Genomic DNA, 20,775 nt, shown 5'->3' on the forward strand with positions numbered 1-20,775 from the left:
CAAGTAATCATTTTGGATCTCACAACGTAACGATAGGGGGTAACCTGCATGGCGTCAATGATTCTACTGGTAAAACAGACGGAGGACGATGAAAGGGTTATTTATCGATTCGGACCGAATGAGCGGAAGATGGGACTCATTGAGATGAATAAGATCAAGGAAAGTGTGAAGGAACTCGAGCCTGTTCAGGTGGAGGGTGTAAGTCCAAGTTTCTACTTTAATCGAGCCGCTCAGCGACTTGTGCGATGTTTGTTCAGAGAAGGCGGCAAGTTCCCGGAGCGGACGACATGTGAATCTTAAAGTCTTTTGGCTGAGCAAGTGGGAAAATGACTTGAACAGATGGCATATGGGGTAATGGAAAGAAGTCCAAGCGCATCCGGGGTACGGAGCAAGCGCTTGGACTTTTTTGGAGTTCATGATCTGTTGAATGTAGAATCCCGTCTCACTAACCAAACATTGGAGAAGCGAGCAGGACCGCCGCGATAAAGACAAGCTGTAACACTGCGCGAATCGGCAGCTTGGGAACAGGCTTGCCGTTGATCGTTAATTTTTTCCGGGCGGCATACATATTAGCCGGGAACATGGCGATGAGTAATAATGTCAGGCCCACCGATGCTGCCAGTGAAAAGACAGGCAACAATAGGCCGATCGCTCCTGCAATTTCAAGGTACCCGGTTACGGAAACGATCCCTTCTTTTTTGTGAAAAGCAGGGGGAACCATCCTGACAAGATCTGCACGCCGTCGTCCCCAGTGAGCGGAAGCGGTTAGCAGGAACATCACAGCGACCGCCCCTTGAAGGGAGGTGTGCCCATCATCTAAATAGGTTATCCCTAGAAGGCCGAACAATCGGAACAACAAAAAGGAGCCGACAAGAGCTATTAATGGTGCCATTTTGATTCCTCCTTACATACTTAGAACAATCCACCGTCTGGAAGCACGGAAATACTTTGCATGGTGTTTCCTTTAAAAATCCTTTTTTTTCAGGATACCTGACATAAAGTTGGATACCTCTTGTGCGGGTAAAGAAACGGATGTTGTTGGGAAGGATGCCCGAACACGCAGACCTAACGACAGCAGAACGAATAATTCAGCTGTTTTATCTGCATCCACTGAAGCTTCAATCACTCCATGCTCCTGCCCGGTCCTGATCCACTGCGTGGAAAAAGAGACAGACCGCTCATAGAAATGCTGTAGCACTTCCGCAATAGCGGGTTCATCTTCCTTACCTAGCAAATACAGCAGCACTTTATTGGTCACTTCATGGCTCTCCTCCAATCCAGCTAGATTGTTAGAGATGGCAAGCATGGGCCCGTCAAACGTTTTATCGGGGCTTTTAGCAACTTCTTTGTCAAACTGCTCGTTGATAGCTTCGAGTCGCTCCTGCAACACCCAGGCGAAAATCTCATCCCTACTTTTGACATAATGGAAAATAGCGCCCTTGGATAATTTGGATTGTTCCATAATGTCCTTCAAAGTGATCGCGTAACAGCTTTTTTCTTGTAACAACGCCTTTGTTGCGCTTAATAATTGCTGGACGGTTTGCTTCCGGCGCTCCTCATTCTTCATCGTCCTTCCTCCTTTGATAATGGAGATCCTATATAGTTCATTATATAAACCGACCAGCGGTTTGTAAATAACGAAAATATATCCACAACTCCCTGGCAAGGGATGTGGACTTGGATGACAATAGTGGTCAGGAACGAGCGATAGATCGTAACGGTGACGAATTTTTTTGAAATGTGGATTAGAACGTCTTTGCAAAAGAGATCAGTGCTGTAATTGTAATAATGTTCAATAGCGTTGAGATTAGCACCGTCTGGGCAGCAAAGTCTGGTTCGTTATCGTATTCCTCTGCTAATATGGACGCATTGACTCCGGTCGGCATACCGGAAGCGATAATAAGCGCCTGAGCGGCAATGCCTTGCAAACCAAGCAGCAGTACAATAGAAATCCCAATGGCCGGGCCAATCAGCAAACGCAGAAATGTGCTAATATACACATCAAGACGATACAGTTGGATCGGATATTTTACAATTTGGGCACCAAGGGTTAGCAATGCCACAGCGACCATACTTTGCTGCGCATAGGTCAGCGGCATGGACAGGAATGTTGGCAGTGGAATCTTTCCTGTTTGAAACAAAATGCCAAGCAACAGCGCATAAGGAACAGGCATTTTGAGAAATCCGATGATTACTGCACGGTAATTGCCCTTGAGCTTCGCACCTTGAATGGACAACACACCGTAGGTGAAGGTCAGCAATGCTTGTAATGACATGACCAACGCCTGGATGGAAGAGGCCAGCGGATCGCCACGGAACACCAGAGAGTTGATGGGCAGACCATAATTGCCTGCATTGTCCAGCATGATACTATTGTTGAAGGCGGCCTTCATGCCTTTATTCATCCGAAGTGAGCGCGCAAATACAGAACCTACAATATAGAGAATCAATACATATATCGCGTAAAAGAGTGTCACAGTCCCGAGCAATTCACCCGACATATCGGAGTGATACATGCTCATAAAGACGGCTGCGGGGGTAATACAATAGAAATTGATTTTGGCGAGGGTGTACAAGTCCAGCTTGAACACCTTTTGCATCCAGGACCCGACGGCAATCAGGAGAAAGACGGGCAGGACGACTTCAAGCATGATGTCTGCAATCATCAGTTCAGCTTCCTTTTTTCATGAAAATTTCAGTCCGATTTCGAAAACACTTCAACCATTATATCATTTTATAGACGAGCATTTTGCATAAATCCAAAGAGTGACTTTCAATCAGCAAGATATAGATCGAAATGGTTCTATTCGTCTATACGTTGGTTGGATCAGGATGCTTCTTTCTGTCCAACTCTTCTGCCCGGGAGCGATTAGAATCAAATTATGCAAAATGCTGACACAGATGAAAGAGGCAAATGACTAAAAAGATAAGGGGGTTTCTCATTATGATTCCAGATCATTTGGATTATGGTTTATCGATATTGTTTATCGGCTTCAATCCCAGCATTACGTCAGGAGAGACGGGTCATCATTATGCTTATAAAGGAAACCGGTTCTGGCGCATTCTTGAACGGTCGGGATTAACCCCTCGTTTATACGCTGCACAAGAGGATGGAGAGTTGCTGAAGCTGGGGTATGGGTTCACCAATATTGTGGCGCGGCCGACAAGGGGCATGGAGGATATTACGAAGGAAGAGTATGCAGAGGGACGGCAAATTTTACGGCAAAAGCTGGAGCAATACCGACCAGACATCGCCTGCTTCGTCGGAAAAGGGGTATACACCCAGTACAGCAAGCGTGCCAAAGTGCAATGGGGATTTCAGGACGACCCGGTTGTCAAAGAAATTCAGGAGTTCGTTGCTCCGTCGTCCAGCGGACTCGTGCGCATGTCGATGGATGAGATTGTGGCAATCTATTCACAGCTTAGTGAGTTTGTATTGGAAAAGAATAGGGAAGATTGAGAGACAAGAGAGACGGTAAGCCTTAAGAGGCTGCGACGGAATGCGTGATTCGGGTTGCCAGAACATTCACCACGAAACCTGTAGAGAATGTGCAGCGGCACTAATAATATAATGCAGAGTTCACCTATTCGGCTTGGCCGGAGAGGGTGAATTCTTTTTTTTGGATAAAGTGAGAGGTTTCGGGAACGACGTCCGTCTATATAGTACAGAACCATGCATGGAAGCTGTAGAGAAGGGGGATTACATGACTCAACAGATACCGGAGGAGGAGCTCATTCAGCGCATTATTGCAGGGGAGAAGCAGTTGTTCTCTATGCTTGTGGATCGATATAAAAATAAAGTCTATGGCATAATGCGTGGAATGGGTGCGAGTCATCAGGATGCACAGGATCTCGCTCAGGATACGTTTATTCGCATATATCGCTATCTTCCGTCGAGGCGGGAGGGAAGTCGTTTCTCTTCATGGGTGTACACCATTGCTGTGAATCGGATGCGGGACTTCATGCGGCAAAAGAAACCCGTGATGACTGCGGTCGATCAAGGGATCGAAGCTGTCAGCGATGAAACACCGGAAAAGCGTGTGCTGCATAAGGAGATGCAGCGTGAAATATACCGTCAGCTTGAACAATTGCCTGAATCGTACCGTCTCGTGTTGTTGCTGAAGTATACGAACGAGCTGACCTACGAAGAGATCGCAAATATCACGGGCATGAGTGCCGCCCAAGTACGTAATGCACTCTACCGCGGAAAAAAAATGCTGAAAAAACAGATGGAACACAAAGGAGGTTTATCGACGTATGAAGCCTATTCCAAATGATGAGGACCGGTCGTGGGAACAGCATTTGTTCCGTGAGGAGCCGGATGCGGATTTTACGCTTTTGGTGATGCAGAAACTGGATGGGGTGTCCATGGAGAGTGGAGAACACGGGGATTCATTTGCGAAAAAGAAAAAATCTACCAGAACCCATTGGAGGCGACGTGCGGGGATTGCTGCTGCGGCTGTTGTGATCTTTGCGGGAGGTGCTTGGTTTGCTTGGGATCAAGTTGGGGTTCCGGCAAAACCGTCTGTGAATGCCGTAAATAACCCCTCATTGCCTAACATACCAGTACCGGAAGAGTTGAAATATTCCTATCTAGCCGATGATTACAAACGTTTAAAACCACTTGGTCTCGTAGTTAATCCCAACATCCAAATTGAAGATCAGGGCTATACGCTCAAGATCGAAGATGTGCTTGTAGATCGTTCGCAGATTGTAATCACGATGCAACAAACAATACCTGATGGGTCAGGGTTAGCTGTATTAACTCCTGAAATGGGGAGAATTCATGTTACGGATGATCAGGGAATTCAAGTTGCTACTCTCGTTAGAGATACCAGAGCAAACAGTTCGGCAGTTGAACGATTTGTATTTCAGCTGCATGAAGATATCCCGGATCAGGTGATCGTGCGAGGCGAGCTGGGGCATTTAAATGTAGGAAGCTATTACAATTTCGAGACAAAATCATACGAAGATAAAAATGCTGTGGTAGATTGGAGTTTCCAGTTCGACATTGATATGACCAAAGCCAAATCACTGGCTGTTAAGACTTCCATGAATAACACTTACACCACACCAGAAGGTTTGAAGCTTGATATGAAACAGCTGGTGCGAACTCCAAATGGAACCCGGCTTGACATGAAAGTGAGTCTGGACGATCAACTGCGTGCCAAAGTCGGAGACAATTGGGCGAGTTATATGGACATAATGTATCACATCGAAATCCCTGAAACCAATGAGTACCGAATTTTTAATGGGAGCAGACCCAATGCTCGTCAAGCCAAGTTCCGGCTCCATGATCAAAGTGGCATAAGGGATGGTGGGCCGTTGAAGTTGTCGGAGACCTGGGACCCTGCATTTGTGACGGTGGATGCGAAAAAGATCCGCTTTGTCCTGGATGGTTACACGATTCCAGTGAAGGAAGAGAAGTCGATAGAAGTGGATTTGGACAAAAGGCGGAAGGACACCAAGTTTTACACATTTGTCGAATTTGAACAGCTTGGAGATCAACTATTATTCTTTGATTTTAATTATAAGCCTCTTTTGGAATCCTCTGACTCTCTGAAGGGTGATGTTAAGAAAGGCTACTCACTTGTTTTGGAGGGAACGGGGACTTTCCGAAATGCATTTAATGGGGACCAATGGATAGCCGTAGATTCGGAAGGAAAAGAGTATCCTGTTGAAGTAATCGGTTTACCGGATAAGCCCAACAATAATGATGAGAACGTTGTAAATGATCTGAAATTGATCATTCGTGGTTTTCACAAAGAAAATGGAACAAAATTCACGTTGAAGCGAACCGTAGTCAACCGAGAATACCGTGATGTGAATTGGGAAGTGGATCTTCCGTCGTACACCAACCTGCCCTGGCAAAAATAACAGTCATGAGTTATTCTCAGCCAAGAACGGACTAAGCTTGGTATGAATAACTAGATAAGGATAAAAGGCCCCGCATAATAACATGCGGAGCCTTTTTGCTGTGCAATAAGTTAAGTGTGCAGATATAAAGTTGCGTACATGAGTTACGCCGATTCACGTGGGATAAGGGACGTGGATAACATGACTGTCTCCTTCGGTGTGCCGGGGCGTTCAATCCTACGCTGCAAAGCCTCGATGGCACGCTGACCCAGTTCCTCTTTGCACAGGTTGACCGTGGTCAGGGGCGGAGAGGAAGTAGCGGCAGAATGCACATTGTCGATGCCGATTACCCGACAATCGCCGGGGGTGGAGATTCCCATTTCTTGCAACTTGTTCATCCACTGCAAGGCGATATCGTCATTGACGCCAATCCAGGCATCGGGTCGTTCGTCATCTGGCATTTGTTTAATCTCCTGTGCCAGTTGGTCTATCCATTCACTATGCTCATATGAAACATTCCACTCCCGGAAAGTCGTCATACGACTGCTGTCTGCATGAAAATGGTTTAATGCCAGTTCAATGCCAATCTTACGCTGCGCGAAGCTGGCAGCTCGCCCATCATCGGTGATTAATCCGATTCGGCGGCACTGCATCGACATTAAATATCTCGCCACCGTAATGCCTGCTTCCAGATTATCATGGCTGATCGTATCACAATTCAGCAATGGCTCCTGATGATCCACCAGCACAATGGGACGGCCTGTCTGAGCCAGTCGTTGCAGGACTGTATGTGGGAAAGCCCCCATGACGATGACTCCCGCACAACGTTCCCAGTCCAAGTGAGGGGCGATTGCCCGTTCTGGAGGCGTGTGTTCATCAGCCACTCCCAGAGAAGGGGATACAATGGCATGATGCCAGCCTCGTTCATTACAGGCGGATATCATGCCTGAAAGTACACGTTGCCAGTAGTGGGGTTCACCGCGGTTGAGCTGATTCATGCAGATTAGGACAAATGGTGGTGCGGATTGTTCTGCTTGCGCTGTAGTTGGAGCAGTATTGCTGCCTGGGGTGCTCTGGCGATATCCCAGGGCACGGGCTAATTCAAGCACACGGGCGCGAGTCGATTCACTAACGCCTGTCTTGCCGCTGAGTGCGCGAGAGACAGCATATTTGGATAATCCGAGCTGGTCAGCCAGCGTCTGGATGGATACTTTTCGAGACATATCATCACTCCTTCATATGTAAACAAAATAAGTTGAACGAATAATTTTACACGACTACGGCACGGCCAGAACCAGCTTCTGATCGCGTTATCCTTCAATTTTTTGAAATCCTTATATAAGGGGAAAATCCGGGGATAGCATATGCTTCCGATGTAGCTTTCTTTTAGAACGCTTTTAGGCGAACGCGTTGCTTCTCCAGATTTTTTCTGTCCTCTCCGTTCTCGTGTAAATGCTAGGTTTAAACTATATATTTGGGTGTAAGAACTCCTTGCCAATTGACGGTCATCTTCTGGCACAGTACACTTACAAATAATAATGTTATTATAATTTAACATAACGAAAATAACAACAAAGTGCGAATGTTTAAATGAAATCATGAAAAAAAATATGGACAACTTCATTTCAAAGGAGACGACATTCATGGAACAGTTCAGATTACCGAACATCCCTATGCCGCATCTGGAATTGCCGCAGGCTGTGCAAAACATTCTCACCGAGGCCGAGGAACGGTTGCAACATAAACCACGATTGCTGGCACAGTTCCGCAACTGTTTTCCCAACACGCTGGAAACAACGACAAAGCTGTTGGAGGATGGGACAACCTTTGTAATTACAGGAGACATCCCGGCGATGTGGCTGCGAGATTCGGTGGAGCAGGTGATGCATTACGTTCCGCTCGCGAAGGAAGACGAACAGCTGCAACGGATCATTGGGGGGCTGATCAAACGCCATACGTTCTATGCGGACATTGATATCTATGCCAATGCATTCAACGAAACGGCTAATGGATGGCATTGGGATGCTAATGATGAGACGGAGATGTCGCCCTGGGTGTGGGAGCGCAAGTTTGAGCTGGATTCACTCTGTTTCTCCATGCGTCTTGCTTATGCATATTGGCGGGAGACGGAATTGACGGATATTTTTGATGAGCGTTTCAAGAGGGTGATGGAGAACATCGTACAACTTTGGAAAACGGAGCAGCGTCATGGGGAGCAATCTCCTTATCGGTTCATGCGCCGTAATTGTCCAGCCCATGATACGCTCCGTAACGAGGGAGTGGGGATGCCAGTCAATTATACGGGCATGATCTGGTCTGGATTTCGTCCGAGCGATGATGCGTGCGATTTTCATTATAATATTCCGGCGAACATGTTCGCTGCGGTGACCTTGCGCCAGATGGGTGAGATCGCGAAGTGGGTATTCAGGGATGAACAACTGGTGAGCCAGATGGCACGTCTGGAAGAGGAAATCCGGCATGGAATTTCCCTGTATGGCATATACAAGCATCCGGTTTACGGTCAGATCTATGCCTATGAGACCGACGGATACGGCAACTTCTGTCTGATGGATGATGCAGGCACGCCGGGACTGATGTCGATTCCGTATTTTGAATATGCTTCAGCAGAGGACATCGTGTATCAGAATACACGCCGGTTTATTTTGAGTAAGGAAAATCCGTTCTATTATGAAGGGCAAGTTGCCAAAGGGATTGGTAGCCCGCATACCCCTCCGGGATACATCTGGCACATGGCGCTATCTATGCAGGGTCTGACTGCAGACCATGATGAGGAGATGCTGGCGATGATTGAGCTGCTGGAGAACACGGATGGGGGTACGGGATATATGCATGAAGGGTTTCATGCCGATGATCCCAATACGTTCACAAGGCCATGGTTTGCCTGGTCCAACAGTCTGTTCTCGCAGCTTGTGTATAAGGCAATGAAAAAAGGAATCCTATAAAAGATACATTTCAAAAAAAGAGTGCTTACTGCTCGTAAAGCAACCGTTCCGGTTACGAATCGTTCTTTCGATCGCTGTTATCCCCGGATTTCCTGATCGTCTTTTGCAAAGTCGAAATCCGGGGATAAAGGCGAGCGCGTTGCTTCTTCAGAATCGATTTCGTCCCCTGCACTACTTCGCGTTTTATCAGAAACTTTTTTTGTACCTTGTATAGGAAAGGGAAGTAGGTAAAAAAACAAGAAAGCCCAAACTGCAGAAGATTCGCAGTTTGGGCTTGGTTTATGATGCGATAGTTCAGGTGCTTCGCTATACATTTTTCATCAGATCAGTGATAAACACTTTCTGGCCTGTGCGTGCGCTTTCCAGAGATGCGAGGACCATGGCCATGCTGAACTGGTTATCACTGCAATCTGTTTCAGGCAGTCGCCCGGATTCCAGCGCAGCGAACATGTCTTCGAGACAGCCGTGGTGTCCTGTTTTGTCCATAACAGGCAGTTCTGCTTCAATCCGCTCACACGGCTGGAAAAAGGACGGTTTGCCGTCAGCATCCAAGTTTTGCACAGCAACAACCTCAGCATAGATGTCGTCGTGCCCATTCCAGATCGCTGTACCTTTTTCACCCGTTACGCGCCAGGACGCTTCCCATGACGTGGGTACTCCCTCTGTGCACCAGGACCCGCGATAGTTGAACACGGAACCGTCAGACATCTCGAATATGCACAACGCCATCGCATTGCCTTGATACCAGGAGCCTGGAGGATTGAACTCGTGGCAGTACACCGAAACCGGGTTGGCACCGAGAATATACCGGGCCTGATCAAACGTATGAATCGCCATATCCAGCAACAGTGGACTATCCATCAGATCACGAAACCCGCCAAAATGCGGCCCAAGGAAAAAGTCTGCGCCTGCATAACCTACCTGTCCAACAGCCCCGCCCGAAATGAGCTGCCGATAGGCACGAATCCGGGGATCAAAACGGCGATTCTGCATCACTGCTTGAATCCGACCTGTACTGCGTGAGGTTTGCACAATATCCCCGCAATCGGAGAAGGACTCCGCGAGCGGTTTTTCGCCGAATACATGGCATCCTTGTTGCAGTGCCGTCATGGCAATGCCATAATGGCTCGCGGGGATGGTGACATCGAATACGATATTGGCATCGGTAGTTTGAATAGCTTCACGGATATCGGTAAACGTGGGACAGGAGAGGCCGTGCCGTGCAGCGAGTGCGGCGGCAGTCTGTTCGTGCAGATCGACAAGCCCTACGATCTCCGTATCCGGTCTTTGCATGGCGTAATCGACCCAGGTGTTGGACATGGCTCCACAGCCTGCCACAACCACCCGATAAGGATGACTCATCCCATCATCTCCTTTCATATTTCATGCAGCATTCAGCGCTCCTATACCGGATTTGGCACAAAATCCCCACCACGGCATTGCTGCAAATATCGTAGCGCATGCACCTGTCCTGTCATTTCCAATTCACCTTTGTAGACCGGATCATGCCAGCCTTCAATATCAATCGTGCCCTGATATCCGTTTTGTCGCAGAATGGTGATAATGTCCGACCAGTTGGTATCCCCAAAGCCGGGAGTACGGTGCCAGACAAATTCACGTGGGCCATGTACGCCATATTCCTTGACGATATCCCAGGCAATCGTGGCGTCTTTGCCATGCACGTGGAACACTTTATGCGCCCATTTGCGTAATTGGGGAATGGGATCGATCAGGCTGGACATCTGATGGCAAGGTTCCCACTCCAGTCCAACGTTTTCATCTGGAACCGCATCAAACATCATTTCCCAGGCCGTTGGGTTATGGGCAATGTTCCAGTCGCCCGTCTGCCATGTCCCGTCCATATCACAGTTTTCAAAAGCAATGCGTACACCCCGGTCGGCTGCCCGACGAGCCAGTTCACCGAACACTTCCTTGAACCTGGGGATAGACTCATCTATCGGTTGATTGGTCAGACGTCCGGTGAACCCGGAGACGATATCCGCACCGAAGAGCTGTGCATGATCAATCACTCGTTCCCAGCTCGCCAGTGTATCGGCATTGTCTCCGGCTCCAGTAAGTGGATTGCCAAACACACTCACGGCAGAGATGACGATACCCTGTTCATCCACGATTTCACGGACGCGTTTGGCTGTTTCAGCCAGATCCAGATCGCCAGTCGTTTGCCAGAAGGTCAGGTTGAATGATTCGAAACCGTGTTTCATAATCTGCGGGATAACCCGGACGGCATCCTGCCCGCCTACAAGGGTACCGATGCGTAATGGAATATTCATGGTTGTATTTCACTCCAATATTGGCTTATAGTACTTCGTGACACACTCATTATAGCTGTGTATTTACGGGATGGCTCTAAACAATCTTGTGTAATATTAGTCGGATCTTGTGAGAAAGGGGAAGAAGTCGTGCTTGATCTGAAAGCGCTTCACGAAAATACCCGAATTGACCATAAATCGCATCCGTTTCAACTGTTTCAGAATCGTTGTCCAGACATGAAGGCCGAAGAATGTATTTTGTATTTGCATTGGCATGAGCATTTTGAGTTGATTATTATGCGCAAGGGCAGTGCGCTGTTCCATATTGATAGCAGGCCCCATGTGGCCCGAGCAGGCGAGGTGATGATCATTCCTGGAGGCACACTGCATGTTGGGTATGCTCTGGATGAAGGGGATGTGGATTATGATTCCGTTGTGGTCAATCGTGCCCTGTTCCATGATTTCACCCATGATCCCGTGCATGAGCAGTATGTTGCGCCGTATCTGGAAGGGAGGGTGAGGTTTCCGGTAAAACCGGCAGAGGAAAACACAGCCTGCATAGGTTATTATTCTTTGCTGAATGAAGCCGTGGAGGAAATGGCATCACAGCCCCCGGCGTATCAGCTCGTTGTGAAGTCGAAGCTGCATGCCTTTTTCACCCTGCTTGCTCGTACCTTTATGCCACATCAGCGGCCAGATAAATCGGTCAGATCGTATTTTCCGAACCGCGAACGCTTCAAGCAGTTGATTGCGCAGATCGAAGCAGACCCCACAGGAAAGATGTCCGTTACGGAAGCGGCAAGCCATGTAGGACTGAATGCGTATCACTTCTGCAAAATGTTTAAAAAGCTGACCGGACGCACCTTCGTGGAATACGTGAACGGGTGCAGGATGAGTGAAGCGGAACAACTGCTTCGAAAGAGCAGTCTGACCATAACGGAGATCGCTGCCAGAGTAGGCTGCGATAACGCCAACTATTTTACGAAATTATATAAACAGTACAAGGGCATGACCCCCTCACAGGGACGGGGTACAAAAGAAGGGTAAGCACAGCCTGAGTGACAGTGTTGAATAAACGTCGATAACGATGGTTGTAACCGTAACCGTAACCGTAACCGTAACCGTAACCGTAACCGTAACCGTAACCGTAACCGTAACCGTAACCGTAACCGTAACCGTAACCGTAACCGTAACCGTAACCGTAACCGTAACCGTAACCTTTAACCATCAAAATTGTAGCCGTAGCTGTGCCACAGTATTAACTATAATTGTGACAACGACTGGTATTAGTAATGGTACTCAGACAACGAATAATAACCCGGACAACGACCAATTCATGGCGTTCATCCGGGTTGTTTTACATGGTTAGGCAACAACTGCCTCTATTTATACAACATGCTCATTTCATAAATCTGGAGAACAGACGATTGGCTTTCTTGGAGAGGTCGTCCATTTTGATATTGGCCTGATCCACCTGATTGTATCCCCATTTGATCGTTTGCAGCATACGAGGGGATATGGGGGTGCCTTTGATCCGCGGGTAGATATTATGATAGGCCCATACAAGATGCTCCCAGCGGTTGTCATTGCCGTCCTGCATGTATTCGGAGACGTCAATTACTTTCCCGCGTCCGTTCTGAAGCAGCACGTTTTTCAGGTGAATGTCCCGTGGATTTAGCCCACGGCTGCGAACCGCTTCTCGCGCTGCGTCTACATCGAGCATGACCTGCTCGGGGACCTCGATCCCTTTTTCCAAACATTCCAGCAGGGTATCTCCGGGTTCGAAACTGATGATGAGAATATTCCGGCCGCTGCCATAATAGGTGGGAAAGTAGGGCAGGCCTTGGAGCTGCTCATATACCTGTTTTTCATTGTCCAGTTTGTCCAAGGCATGATCTGAATACATCTTGAAGGCATACTGTGGCAAGCCTTCATACGTAAACACAGCCGCGTCCGTGCCTGTGCCAATGCAATTCAATCCTTCTACATCGCCGATGATGTTCACGAGCTCATTCCGGTCGCTTCCGATGACTTGGATCTGTTGTAATGCTTCTTCCGCCTGGAACCAATCCGGTGGATTCATGGGTGATTGCCTCCTTTTAGAATATGCCTGTACTATATTTTTTCATATAAGATGAACTCATGAATGTTACACTAGGCCACTCTACGTGCGGGATAAGTTATGTTGGTGATGTTCTAACGAACTGAGTAAGTCTTATTACACATAAATCGGCAGATTTGAAAATGTAACGAATCGTAGACACTTTATTGGCTCGTTTGCACCTTGCACATACGTTGTCTAACTGGATTATGGCTGAATAGGGTGTCTGGAGTTCAACCTTGATGCGAAGCCTGTGTTTCCGATGCATCTCTCTTTCCGAAAGCTTTAAGCGAAACATATGCTTACGAAGTAGCGTTCTTGCAGAAAGCTTGTTGCTCCGCTTTTTCAGATTTTTTCTGCCCTCTCCGTTTTAGTGTAAATCTAAGGTTCACCTTATATCTACATCAAAATTCTGTATCCTTAGTAGTATATTAAGCGTTCTGCTGAGTAATTTCATCTTTTGGTGATGTTACTATATAAACGATACGGATCGAATCGGAAACGGTTGCGGTCCGAAGAAAATAACGGAAGCGCGCTTGCGGCAATGTTGCCCTGGCTTTATACTGTGAGCATCAAGGGATCTCGTGCAGATCCGGTATACAGAAAGGCAGAATATCTTATGGCACAATACCCGCAATGGTCTTATTCGCAGTCGCGGGCGAGTATGTTCGATGAGTGCCTGCGCAAATATTATTATCATTACTACGGTGCCCATAACGGGTGGAAGACAGACTCGGCTGATGAGATGCAAGTTCGTCTGTACCGGTTAAAACAGCTCAGCAATCTATACCTTGTCTTTGGGGACCTCGCGCACCGGATGTGTGAGTCAGCGGTACGCAGCAGGGAAGAGGGCAAGGATAAACCCCGTGAACATTTTCTGGAACAGACGATACGCAAGCTGCTGAATCAGGCCTATGTGGAATCGATGGACCAGGATCAGTGGCGGCTTGATCCCAAAAATCGGACGATGTTATCCGAGATCTATTACGGGGATGATACGTTGAATGACCGGATTGCGACAATCAAGGAACGTGCTTCGGCCTGTGTCAGTAACCTGTACCAGACGCTCACTTGGGAGGATTTGTCCCGAGCAAGTACGGATATTTTGGAGATTGAGAAATGGGATACCATGATGCTGCACGATACACGCGTGTATGTGAAGATGGACTTGTTATATCGTCGCAGTAACGGCAATATCGTCATTGTGGACTGGAAGACGGGTAAGGAAGATGATTTCTCCGATCAGTTAATGCTGTACGCATCGTATGTGAGAGAGCACTACCGGATTCCCCTGGAGCAGATTGAGCTGCGAGTGGAGTACCTGTTAACGGGGACGCACCGGGAGTTTACAGCAACGGAAGAGGATATCCTGAAGGTGGAGGAGAGTGTCGGTCGATACATTGAGGAGATGCGCTCCTGTGTGGAGGATGAGTATTACAACCGTCCAAAGGACGTCACCTATTTCACGGCCATGCCTTCGTATCGTTCCTGCCGGGATTGTAATTTCCGCGAGGTGTGCAGCGAACGGGCCATCTAAAAGCGCCCAAGATCCTAAATTCATAACGCTAAACTCGTAATACTGAACTCATAACTGCTGAACTCTTACCACTAAACTCATAACGGAAGAACTCATAACTCTAAACTATTTCATGTAAAAATAAAACAGAAAGCGCGAGCCGGGGGCATCATCTGCCCGACTCGCGCTTCTATTGCGTTCCACAGGCCGGGCCACCAGGCGCCGAGTGGAACGTTCATATCAAGATCACTGGACAGCGGCGGCATTCTCCAGCGCCTGTCCTGCGGGAACATAGGCATGCCCGAGATCGCGGGCAACCGCCTCATACGTGATGTGTCCATTCAGCACGTTGACCGCGCTGCGAATGGACGAACTGCCGCGGATCGCGGTGGCTGCACCATGATTGGCCAGCTGCAGCGCATAAGGGATGGTGGCGTTGGTCAGCGCCACCGTAGACGTCCGCGGCACTGCGCCAGGCATGTTCGCCACCGCGTAATGCACGACGCCATGTTTCACATAGGTCGGTTCATCGTGGGTCGTGATATGATCAATGGTCTCCACAATTCCGCCCTGATCAATCGCGACATCCACAATGACCGAACCGGGTGCCATGGTCGAGACCATCTGCTCGCTGACAAGGGTTGGCGCCTTGGCGCCCGGAATCAGCACCGCACAGATCAGCAAATCCGCCGTGGCAACAGCAGCCGCAATATTGGATGGGCTGGATACCAGCGTGTGGATCTGATTGCCGAAGATGTCATCCAGCTGGCGCAGACGATTCAAGTTCAGGTCGAGGATGGTGACATCCCCTCCTAGACCAATCGCGATTTTGGCTGCATTCGTACCTACTGTACCGCCACCGATAATGACCACTTTTCCCCGGCTGACACCGGGTACACCGGATAACAGAATGCCCTTGCCACCTTTGGTCTTCTCCAGCAGCTGCGCTCCAATCTGAGCTGACATACGTCCTGCGACTTCACTCATGGGCGTAAGCAGGGGCAAAGTACCGTTTACCTCCAGTGTTTCATACGCAATGGCCGTTACGCGGCTCTTAATCAGTGCCTTCGCCAAGGCTGGTTCCGCTGCGAGGTGCAGGTAAGTGAACAGAATCAGTCCAGTACGAAAATACTCGTATTCGCTGGCGAGGGGTTCCTTGACCTTGATGATCATATCGGCCTCTGCCCACACGGAAGCAGCCGTATCCCGCAGCTCCGCTCCCGCAGCTTGATATTCGTTATCCGTGAATCCGCTCCCCAAACCTGCGCCTTGTTCAATCATTACCTGATGGCCGGCTCTGACGAAATCAGCAGTTCCGGCAGGGGTCATCGCTACACGGTTTTCATTATTTTTTATTTCTTTTGGAATTCCGATTCTCATCGCCATGCACCTCGTCCATTTAATGGTTGTTAGCTTATACTACAAGTTTATGACTTGAATAACGGTTTTGCACCTTACTTTATGTCTATGTTTTACAAATTTAACTCAACATATTGTCGAAAAGACTGTTCAGGACATTTGTCCTTCGATTATAATGTAAGAAAAAATGACATTTATGAGGGATCGATGGTGAGGAATGATCGTGTTTTTACAATAAAAGATATCCTGGCTCGTCCGGTATTTGGCAGAGCACGGCTTGCCGCAGGGATGGAGGGAATGAACCGTCAGGTTGGCTGGGTTCATGTATTGGAGATTACCAATGTCTCTCCATTTGTAAGCCCCCATGATCTTATTTTATCCACCGGGCTATGGCTTCAATCAGAAGAAGGGCGTGAAGAATATCTGCTTCAGCTGATTGGCAGTGAGGCGGCAGGGCTGTGCGTGGAGTTCGGCACCAGCATTGATGGCATTCCCGAAGAACTGATTGAACTGGCTGACAGACACCAGTTTCCGCTGATCGTATTTGAGCAACCGGTCCGTTTCGTTGAGATCACGCAAGATATTCACTCCTTGCTTATTAATCATCAACACCAGTTGTTGAAGAGTCTGGAAGCCTATTCGCGTCAGCTTCAGCAACGAACATTGCAGAGTACGGACATGACGGCTTTACTTTATCTGCTGCATGAATACGCGGTGAAGCCAGTAGTGTACATTTCTTCCATGGAACCGGCCAGTTTTGTGCCAGAGCTGCCTTCGGAGACACAGCAAGCGATCTCCACATGGTATGAACAGGAGGTCGAGCATCTGGATCTTAATGATTCCGATACGGAGTTATGGTTCCATTTGGATGAGGATAAGGTACTGTTGTGTCACCCTGTCGTATGTTTCGGTCAGGTGTTCTCCGCTGTTGGCATGATTGTACATCCTTCGTCACCTACGGAGTATCTCAAGCTGCTGCTTGATTATACGGCGAAGGCTGCGGCAGCCTTGACCTTGCGTTCCCAGTTTCTGGAGGAAAAAATGATGAGTAACCAGAATGAGCTGATCCAGGATCTGATGAACGGAAGCATTCATCAGGAGGAACAAGCCCAGACCCGAATGGGGCTCCGTCTGCTCGTGAAGGGGCAATACTGGTTTGCAGGCGGGGTGATTGAAATGGAGCATCGATTGAAGGGAACGGGTCGGGAACGAATGGAGACGAACCACCAGGATATTCTGGTGCTGCTACGTTCCTTGCTCAAAAAGAACAATCTGTCCAGCCTCATCATGCTGAAAAACAACCAGGTATATGTATGCTGTGCCAAGGAAGAGAGTAAAACTTCCACGCGGGATCAACTGGTCAAGTTATTGGAAGGCATTATTGGTGATGTAAAGAGATTCGCCAGCCGCAACCTGAAGCAGGTTACGATTCGTGCCGGATTTGGCAAAATGCGTAACCGCTTGACAGGGATGGCGGATAGCCTGCGGGAAGCTTATCAGGTGATTGAAGTTTCAAGATCCGTGGATGACATGGAACATATTCACTTTTACGAACGTATGGGTATATATCAAATGTTAAAAGCATTACCCCAATCGTTCTTGCAGCCTTTTGTGAATGACCATCTGGGCGCTCTGGTTGAATATGACCGGACACATCACCTTCGGTTGGTAGAGACCCTTGACACTTATCTGCAAAACTTTGGTTCCAAGCGGGATGCTGCTGCCCAATTGTTTATACATCGGCAAACTTTGTACAACAGACTGGAGAAATTAGAAGAACTCATGGGACCTGACTTCATGGATCAGGGGAGAAGAATCTGTCTGGAGATGGCGCTGCTTGCTCATGCGATGATGGAGGATGAACAGGATGATCATTCATCTTGATGGTCCTAACCGGAAGATTAGGTAGACTGGACGTTACAGGGACAGATACACAGTCTAGCAATTTTTGCTGATACGGCGAGTGTGTCGAAGTACTGCAGGTTTGCTGGAAGTGGAACGGCGGCCTCGGAACAATTTGGGTTGATCAGAGGAAGGTGCAAGTGATAAGGAGGTGGGAGCGGCCAAACGATAAGGAGAGGTAACCCGATCTGGGCGATCTCCCGACTCCATCTTTTTAGATGAAATGCCGCTTTGACGCAACCATTCAGTGAGTCTTTCGTGGGTGATTCCGAGTTGTCCGCTCAGATTACAGATATCGAGGTTTTTTCTCACACAAACCCGCCTTTCCTGGAATATCGGCTGTATTGGTTTTGAAAGGGAAACATACAATTCGAAATCAGTAAATACTCGTGCAGTTGATTGGTGTGCTCGATTGGCGGAATGATTGATTATGTTGAACAGCGGCGAGAGAATAGGTATCTGGCTGGTGTTAACCGTTTGCATACCGCTGTTTTGTATTTATTTTCTATAATTTGGCTTTCAACACGATTTTATCATTTCATATGCAACTGTGCGTCTCAATATAGTCTCAATTTTGTGAGAAAATAAAGTATATTGAAAGTACCAGTACCTAGTACGGAGGACACAGATGGGAAACAGTAGCGAGGTTCAATACGACAGACAATTGGGTCATGGAAAACGTTTCGTAGGTCGGGCCAAGGAACTGATGATACTGGATCGATGGTTCAGTAAACCGGAAGCACCCTTAACCATTTTCTCGGTTACGGGCATGGGCGGGATCGGTAAATCCTCCTTGCTCTCAGAGATGTTGGCCGTATCTCGCGATCGGGATGCGACAGCCATCTGGATGGATGGCAGATCCTGTGGTTCGACACCTTCAGTCTTTATGGATTATTTGTTCTCTACATTAGGGCTGGAGACCATGGGGAGTGATGGTTCCTCTCGGCCATTGAGCCTTCTGAATGAGCCTTCTGGAGAGAGGCGCTTGGTCCTTGCTGTGGATAATTATGAAGAGTTAGCTCTTCTGGAAAGTTGGTTCATGGAAGTATTCGTATCCAAGCTTCCGTCAAAAGGTGTACTTGTCATCCTGGCGTCGCGGCCGGAACCGGCTTCAGCGTGGCGGACACATCCCCGATTACAGCAGCGTCTTGTGCAGATGCCGCTTCAACATTTCACGGGGGAAGAAGTTATGGAATATATTGCGATTGCGGGATCACTGAACAGAAGTATGGCAGGCACCATTGCACGTATGACGGATGGGCATCCACTCGGCCTGGCACTGGCTGTAGAAGCTGCGGATCAGCGCAGGAATGTTCCCCTTACCGAGTGGACCGAATTGTCCCATGTGATCAGTGCCAGGTTGTTGCTGGAATTGACGATCCCCCGTCTGCATCCGATGGTGGAGGTATTAACGCTGCTGGAGTCAGCGAATCAGGAGTTGCTGGCATCGGTGCTGCAAACGGATGTGACGCTTGAAGAATATCAAGTGCTCAGACGCATGTCGTTCATCCGTTCCGGTCCCAATGGTCTGGCGCTGCATGATTTAGCCAGGTTACATCTGCTGCGGGATTTTCGTCAGCGTGAACCGCAGCGTCTGCAAGCGATGCGTGTACGAATCGCGGGTCTGCTGAAGCCGCTCCATGAACAAGCCGGTCCGCATGAGCGGCGCCAGATCACCAGAAGAATGCTCCTCCTGTGTCAGGAATCCATGCTTCAGCACCGGAAATATGCAGATGTGTCGGGTGATTCATTGTTCTCCCCGATGGAAGCGATGAAAGAGGAGGATTTGCCATCATTACATAAGCTGCTACAACACTGGTGTGAATATAGTGTGGAGCCGTGGCAAGCTCCGTCCTACCTTGCTTTTTTGGACGAACTGGCACAGCGTTATCCGGAGGGGATTGTGGTGATGCGTGACAAGTCTGGTGAACCGATAGCCATGTTCATCACGGTGCTGGTTCACCGGGATAGCCGTGATTTGCTTCTCCAATATTTTCCGAACGAAATGAATGAATGCTTCTCTGCACAGGAGTTGAACTGTGACCCGGATCAGACCGATACGCATTTTGCTTTACTTGCCGCAGCCAGGGATGACGTACCCGGGTACAAGCGAGAAGAACTGGTTGGTTACATGTCACTGGACCGACTATCCTTGCTTGGAGATGGGGCGCGAGTGATACTGGTGGCTACAAATTCGAATCTGAAGTTGTTTTTGCAAAGCATCGGATTTCAAATGAGAAGAACACATACACGTGCCTGTGATAGATTCACGGATCAGGCAGTAGTACTTGAGCTGGATCTGCGCAATGGGCAATTTGGAGATTGGGTCATGTCCCTGCTGAATCCTGAACCTCAGGGAACCCGGATTCACCACGGAACAGCAGAGGGGGATCGTGTACCCTGGTCCGAATCGGACTTGCGCAAAATGCTGGGACATCTGCACTCTCCCGGGGAACTTCATGCGTATGCAGCACAAGTGAGAGGTGTAAAGGATGGTTTTCAGCTACAGCTACATGTGATGGATTTACTGGAGGGACGAGTTCATGGGATCTCTCAGCAGGATCAGATGCTGTTACATGCTGCCTACTGGACGCATGCCGGCAATCCAACTGCCGCAGCACAGGCCTGCTCCATGAGCAGAGCGACGTTCTATCGCCATCTGCGAACCGCTTTGATCCGGTTGGCGCGAGTTCTGTAGGATAGCGGAATGGAAAAAACACGCAGTAACCGGCAACTTAAAGCCAGTTTTGCGTGTTTTTTTGATGGGTCGTGTACGGTGTGTTGTTTCATTCAGCATAACGATAAGAA

General features: G+C 48.4%; 19 protein-coding genes. 10 read left to right on the plus strand and 9 right to left on the minus strand.

The genetic code is table 11. The features are described from left to right. The first annotated feature begins 48 nt into the window (after positions 1 to 48). A complete protein-coding gene (locus tag ACR32F_RS05605; protein ID WP_440116940.1) occupies positions 49 to 300 on the plus strand; it encodes a hypothetical protein in 252 nt (83 codons plus the stop codon). 145 nt (positions 301 to 445) lie between these two features. On the opposite strand, the gene ACR32F_RS05610 is transcribed toward ACR32F_RS05605, so the two are convergent. The 3 genes from ACR32F_RS05610 to ACR32F_RS05620 form a co-directional block, all read right to left on the minus strand. Further along, entirely contained in the window at positions 446 to 892 is a 447-nt protein-coding gene (locus tag ACR32F_RS05610; protein WP_440116942.1) for a DoxX family protein, read from the minus strand. Between the two features lie 72 nt (positions 893 to 964). Further along, a complete protein-coding gene (locus ACR32F_RS05615) occupies positions 965 to 1,567 on the minus strand; it encodes a TetR/AcrR family transcriptional regulator (RefSeq protein ID WP_440116944.1) in 603 nt (200 codons plus the stop codon). A 178-nt stretch (positions 1,568 to 1,745) separates the two neighbouring features. Further along, on the minus strand, positions 1,746 to 2,666 hold the full coding sequence (locus ACR32F_RS05620; RefSeq protein ID WP_440116946.1) for an AEC family transporter: 921 nt from the start codon (positions 2,664 to 2,666) through the stop codon (positions 1,746 to 1,748). A gap of 278 nt (positions 2,667 to 2,944) precedes the next feature. Here ACR32F_RS05620 and ACR32F_RS05625 point away from each other — a divergent pair, with 278 nt between their 5' ends. From ACR32F_RS05625 to ACR32F_RS05635, 3 genes are all read left to right on the plus strand, one after another. Then, positions 2,945 to 3,460: a mismatch-specific DNA-glycosylase gene (locus ACR32F_RS05625; RefSeq protein ID WP_440116948.1), complete on the plus strand. Its 516-nt coding sequence runs from the start codon at positions 2,945 to 2,947 to the stop codon at positions 3,458 to 3,460. A gap of 244 nt (positions 3,461 to 3,704) precedes the next feature. Continuing rightward, entirely contained in the window at positions 3,705 to 4,277 is a 573-nt protein-coding gene (locus ACR32F_RS05630) for an RNA polymerase sigma factor (RefSeq protein ID WP_440116950.1), read from the plus strand. Next, complete coding sequence (locus ACR32F_RS05635; RefSeq protein ID WP_440116952.1) at positions 4,258 to 5,877, plus strand: hypothetical protein; 1,620 nt, start codon at positions 4,258 to 4,260, stop codon at positions 5,875 to 5,877. Before ACR32F_RS05630 ends, ACR32F_RS05635 begins: the two co-directional genes overlap by 20 nt. 143 nt (positions 5,878 to 6,020) lie before the next feature. Here the strand turns inward: ACR32F_RS05635 and ACR32F_RS05640 are convergent, their stop codons facing one another. Next, a complete protein-coding gene (locus ACR32F_RS05640; protein ID WP_440116954.1) occupies positions 6,021 to 7,079 on the minus strand; it encodes a LacI family DNA-binding transcriptional regulator in 1,059 nt (352 codons plus the stop codon). A 420-nt stretch (positions 7,080 to 7,499) separates the two neighbouring features. Between ACR32F_RS05640 and ACR32F_RS05645 the strand changes: the two genes are divergently transcribed. Then, a complete protein-coding gene (locus ACR32F_RS05645) occupies positions 7,500 to 8,819 on the plus strand; it encodes a glycoside hydrolase family 125 protein (protein ID WP_440116956.1) in 1,320 nt (439 codons plus the stop codon). A 306-nt stretch (positions 8,820 to 9,125) separates the two neighbouring features. Here ACR32F_RS05645 and ACR32F_RS05650 read toward each other — a convergent pair whose 3' ends face one another. Then, complete coding sequence (locus tag ACR32F_RS05650; protein ID WP_440116958.1) at positions 9,126 to 10,181, minus strand: Gfo/Idh/MocA family protein; 1,056 nt, start codon at positions 10,179 to 10,181, stop codon at positions 9,126 to 9,128. A gap of 41 nt (positions 10,182 to 10,222) precedes the next feature. Continuing rightward, positions 10,223 to 11,110: a sugar phosphate isomerase/epimerase family protein gene (locus ACR32F_RS05655; protein ID WP_440116960.1), complete on the minus strand. Its 888-nt coding sequence runs from the start codon at positions 11,108 to 11,110 to the stop codon at positions 10,223 to 10,225. A 129-nt stretch (positions 11,111 to 11,239) separates the two neighbouring features. Between ACR32F_RS05655 and ACR32F_RS05660 the strand changes: the two genes are divergently transcribed. Continuing rightward, positions 11,240 to 12,136 (plus strand): AraC family transcriptional regulator, encoded by an 897-nt coding sequence (locus ACR32F_RS05660; RefSeq protein ID WP_440116962.1) that lies wholly within the window; start codon positions 11,240 to 11,242, stop codon positions 12,134 to 12,136. 40 nt (positions 12,137 to 12,176) lie between these two features. Next, the gene (locus ACR32F_RS05665; protein ID WP_440116964.1) at positions 12,177 to 12,458 is read left to right on the plus strand and encodes a hypothetical protein; all 282 of its coding nucleotides are present in this window, start codon (positions 12,177 to 12,179) and stop codon (positions 12,456 to 12,458) included. Between the two features lie 30 nt (positions 12,459 to 12,488). Here the strand turns inward: ACR32F_RS05665 and ACR32F_RS05670 are convergent, their stop codons facing one another. Continuing rightward, entirely contained in the window at positions 12,489 to 13,172 is a 684-nt protein-coding gene (locus ACR32F_RS05670; protein WP_440116966.1) for a serine/threonine protein kinase, read from the minus strand. Positions 13,173 to 13,809: 637 nt separating this feature from the next. Between ACR32F_RS05670 and ACR32F_RS05675 the strand changes: the two genes are divergently transcribed. Beyond that, entirely contained in the window at positions 13,810 to 14,727 is a 918-nt protein-coding gene (locus ACR32F_RS05675) for a PD-(D/E)XK nuclease family protein (RefSeq protein ID WP_440116968.1), read from the plus strand. Between the two features lie 225 nt (positions 14,728 to 14,952). Here ACR32F_RS05675 and ald read toward each other — a convergent pair whose 3' ends face one another. Further along, positions 14,953 to 16,086 carry an alanine dehydrogenase gene (ald, locus tag ACR32F_RS05680; protein ID WP_440116970.1) on the minus strand — a complete coding sequence of 378 codons (1,134 nt, stop codon included), beginning with the start codon at positions 16,084 to 16,086 and terminating at the stop codon, positions 14,953 to 14,955. A 186-nt stretch (positions 16,087 to 16,272) separates the two neighbouring features. Here ald and ACR32F_RS05685 point away from each other — a divergent pair, with 186 nt between their 5' ends. Then, positions 16,273 to 17,949, plus strand: coding sequence for a PucR family transcriptional regulator (locus ACR32F_RS05685; protein WP_440116972.1), 1,677 nt, complete (start codon positions 16,273 to 16,275; stop codon positions 17,947 to 17,949). A 54-nt stretch (positions 17,950 to 18,003) separates the two neighbouring features. Here the strand turns inward: ACR32F_RS05685 and ACR32F_RS05690 are convergent, their stop codons facing one another. Beyond that, the gene (locus ACR32F_RS05690) at positions 18,004 to 18,279 is read right to left on the minus strand and encodes a hypothetical protein (protein ID WP_440116974.1); all 276 of its coding nucleotides are present in this window, start codon (positions 18,277 to 18,279) and stop codon (positions 18,004 to 18,006) included. A 316-nt stretch (positions 18,280 to 18,595) separates the two neighbouring features. Here ACR32F_RS05690 and ACR32F_RS05695 point away from each other — a divergent pair, with 316 nt between their 5' ends. Beyond that, positions 18,596 to 20,665, plus strand: a complete 2,070-nt coding sequence (locus tag ACR32F_RS05695; protein ID WP_440116976.1) for a hypothetical protein — start codon at positions 18,596 to 18,598, stop codon at positions 20,663 to 20,665. The last annotated feature ends 110 nt before the right edge of the window (positions 20,666 to 20,775 follow it).

The organism is Paenibacillus hebaui (assembly GCF_051934385.1).
Taxonomy (GTDB): domain Bacteria; phylum Bacillota; class Bacilli; order Paenibacillales; family Paenibacillaceae; genus Paenibacillus.

Coding starts and splice junctions, on each gene's coding strand:
- ACR32F_RS05605 (WP_440116940.1), top strand. CDS start 49: ATGGCGTCAATGATTCTACTGGTAAAACAGACGGAGGACGATGAAAGG.
- ACR32F_RS05610 (WP_440116942.1), bottom strand. CDS start 892: ATGGCACCATTAATAGCTCTTGTCGGCTCCTTTTTGTTGTTCCGATTG.
- ACR32F_RS05615 (WP_440116944.1), bottom strand. CDS start 1,567: ATGAAGAATGAGGAGCGCCGGAAGCAAACCGTCCAGCAATTATTAAGC.
- ACR32F_RS05620 (WP_440116946.1), bottom strand. CDS start 2,666: ATGATTGCAGACATCATGCTTGAAGTCGTCCTGCCCGTCTTTCTCCTG.
- ACR32F_RS05625 (WP_440116948.1), top strand. CDS start 2,945: ATGATTCCAGATCATTTGGATTATGGTTTATCGATATTGTTTATCGGC.
- ACR32F_RS05630 (WP_440116950.1), top strand. CDS start 3,705: ATGACTCAACAGATACCGGAGGAGGAGCTCATTCAGCGCATTATTGCA.
- ACR32F_RS05635 (WP_440116952.1), top strand. CDS start 4,258: ATGAAGCCTATTCCAAATGATGAGGACCGGTCGTGGGAACAGCATTTG.
- ACR32F_RS05640 (WP_440116954.1), bottom strand. CDS start 7,079: ATGTCTCGAAAAGTATCCATCCAGACGCTGGCTGACCAGCTCGGATTA.
- ACR32F_RS05645 (WP_440116956.1), top strand. CDS start 7,500: ATGGAACAGTTCAGATTACCGAACATCCCTATGCCGCATCTGGAATTG.
- ACR32F_RS05650 (WP_440116958.1), bottom strand. CDS start 10,181: ATGAGTCATCCTTATCGGGTGGTTGTGGCAGGCTGTGGAGCCATGTCC.
- ACR32F_RS05655 (WP_440116960.1), bottom strand. CDS start 11,110: ATGAATATTCCATTACGCATCGGTACCCTTGTAGGCGGGCAGGATGCC.
- ACR32F_RS05665 (WP_440116964.1), top strand. CDS start 12,177: ATGGTTGTAACCGTAACCGTAACCGTAACCGTAACCGTAACCGTAACC.
- ACR32F_RS05670 (WP_440116966.1), bottom strand. CDS start 13,172: ATGAATCCACCGGATTGGTTCCAGGCGGAAGAAGCATTACAACAGATC.
- ACR32F_RS05675 (WP_440116968.1), top strand. CDS start 13,810: ATGGCACAATACCCGCAATGGTCTTATTCGCAGTCGCGGGCGAGTATG.
- ald (WP_440116970.1), bottom strand. CDS start 16,086: ATGAGAATCGGAATTCCAAAAGAAATAAAAAATAATGAAAACCGTGTA.
- ACR32F_RS05685 (WP_440116972.1), top strand. CDS start 16,273: ATGGTGAGGAATGATCGTGTTTTTACAATAAAAGATATCCTGGCTCGT.
- ACR32F_RS05695 (WP_440116976.1), top strand. CDS start 18,596: ATGGGAAACAGTAGCGAGGTTCAATACGACAGACAATTGGGTCATGGA.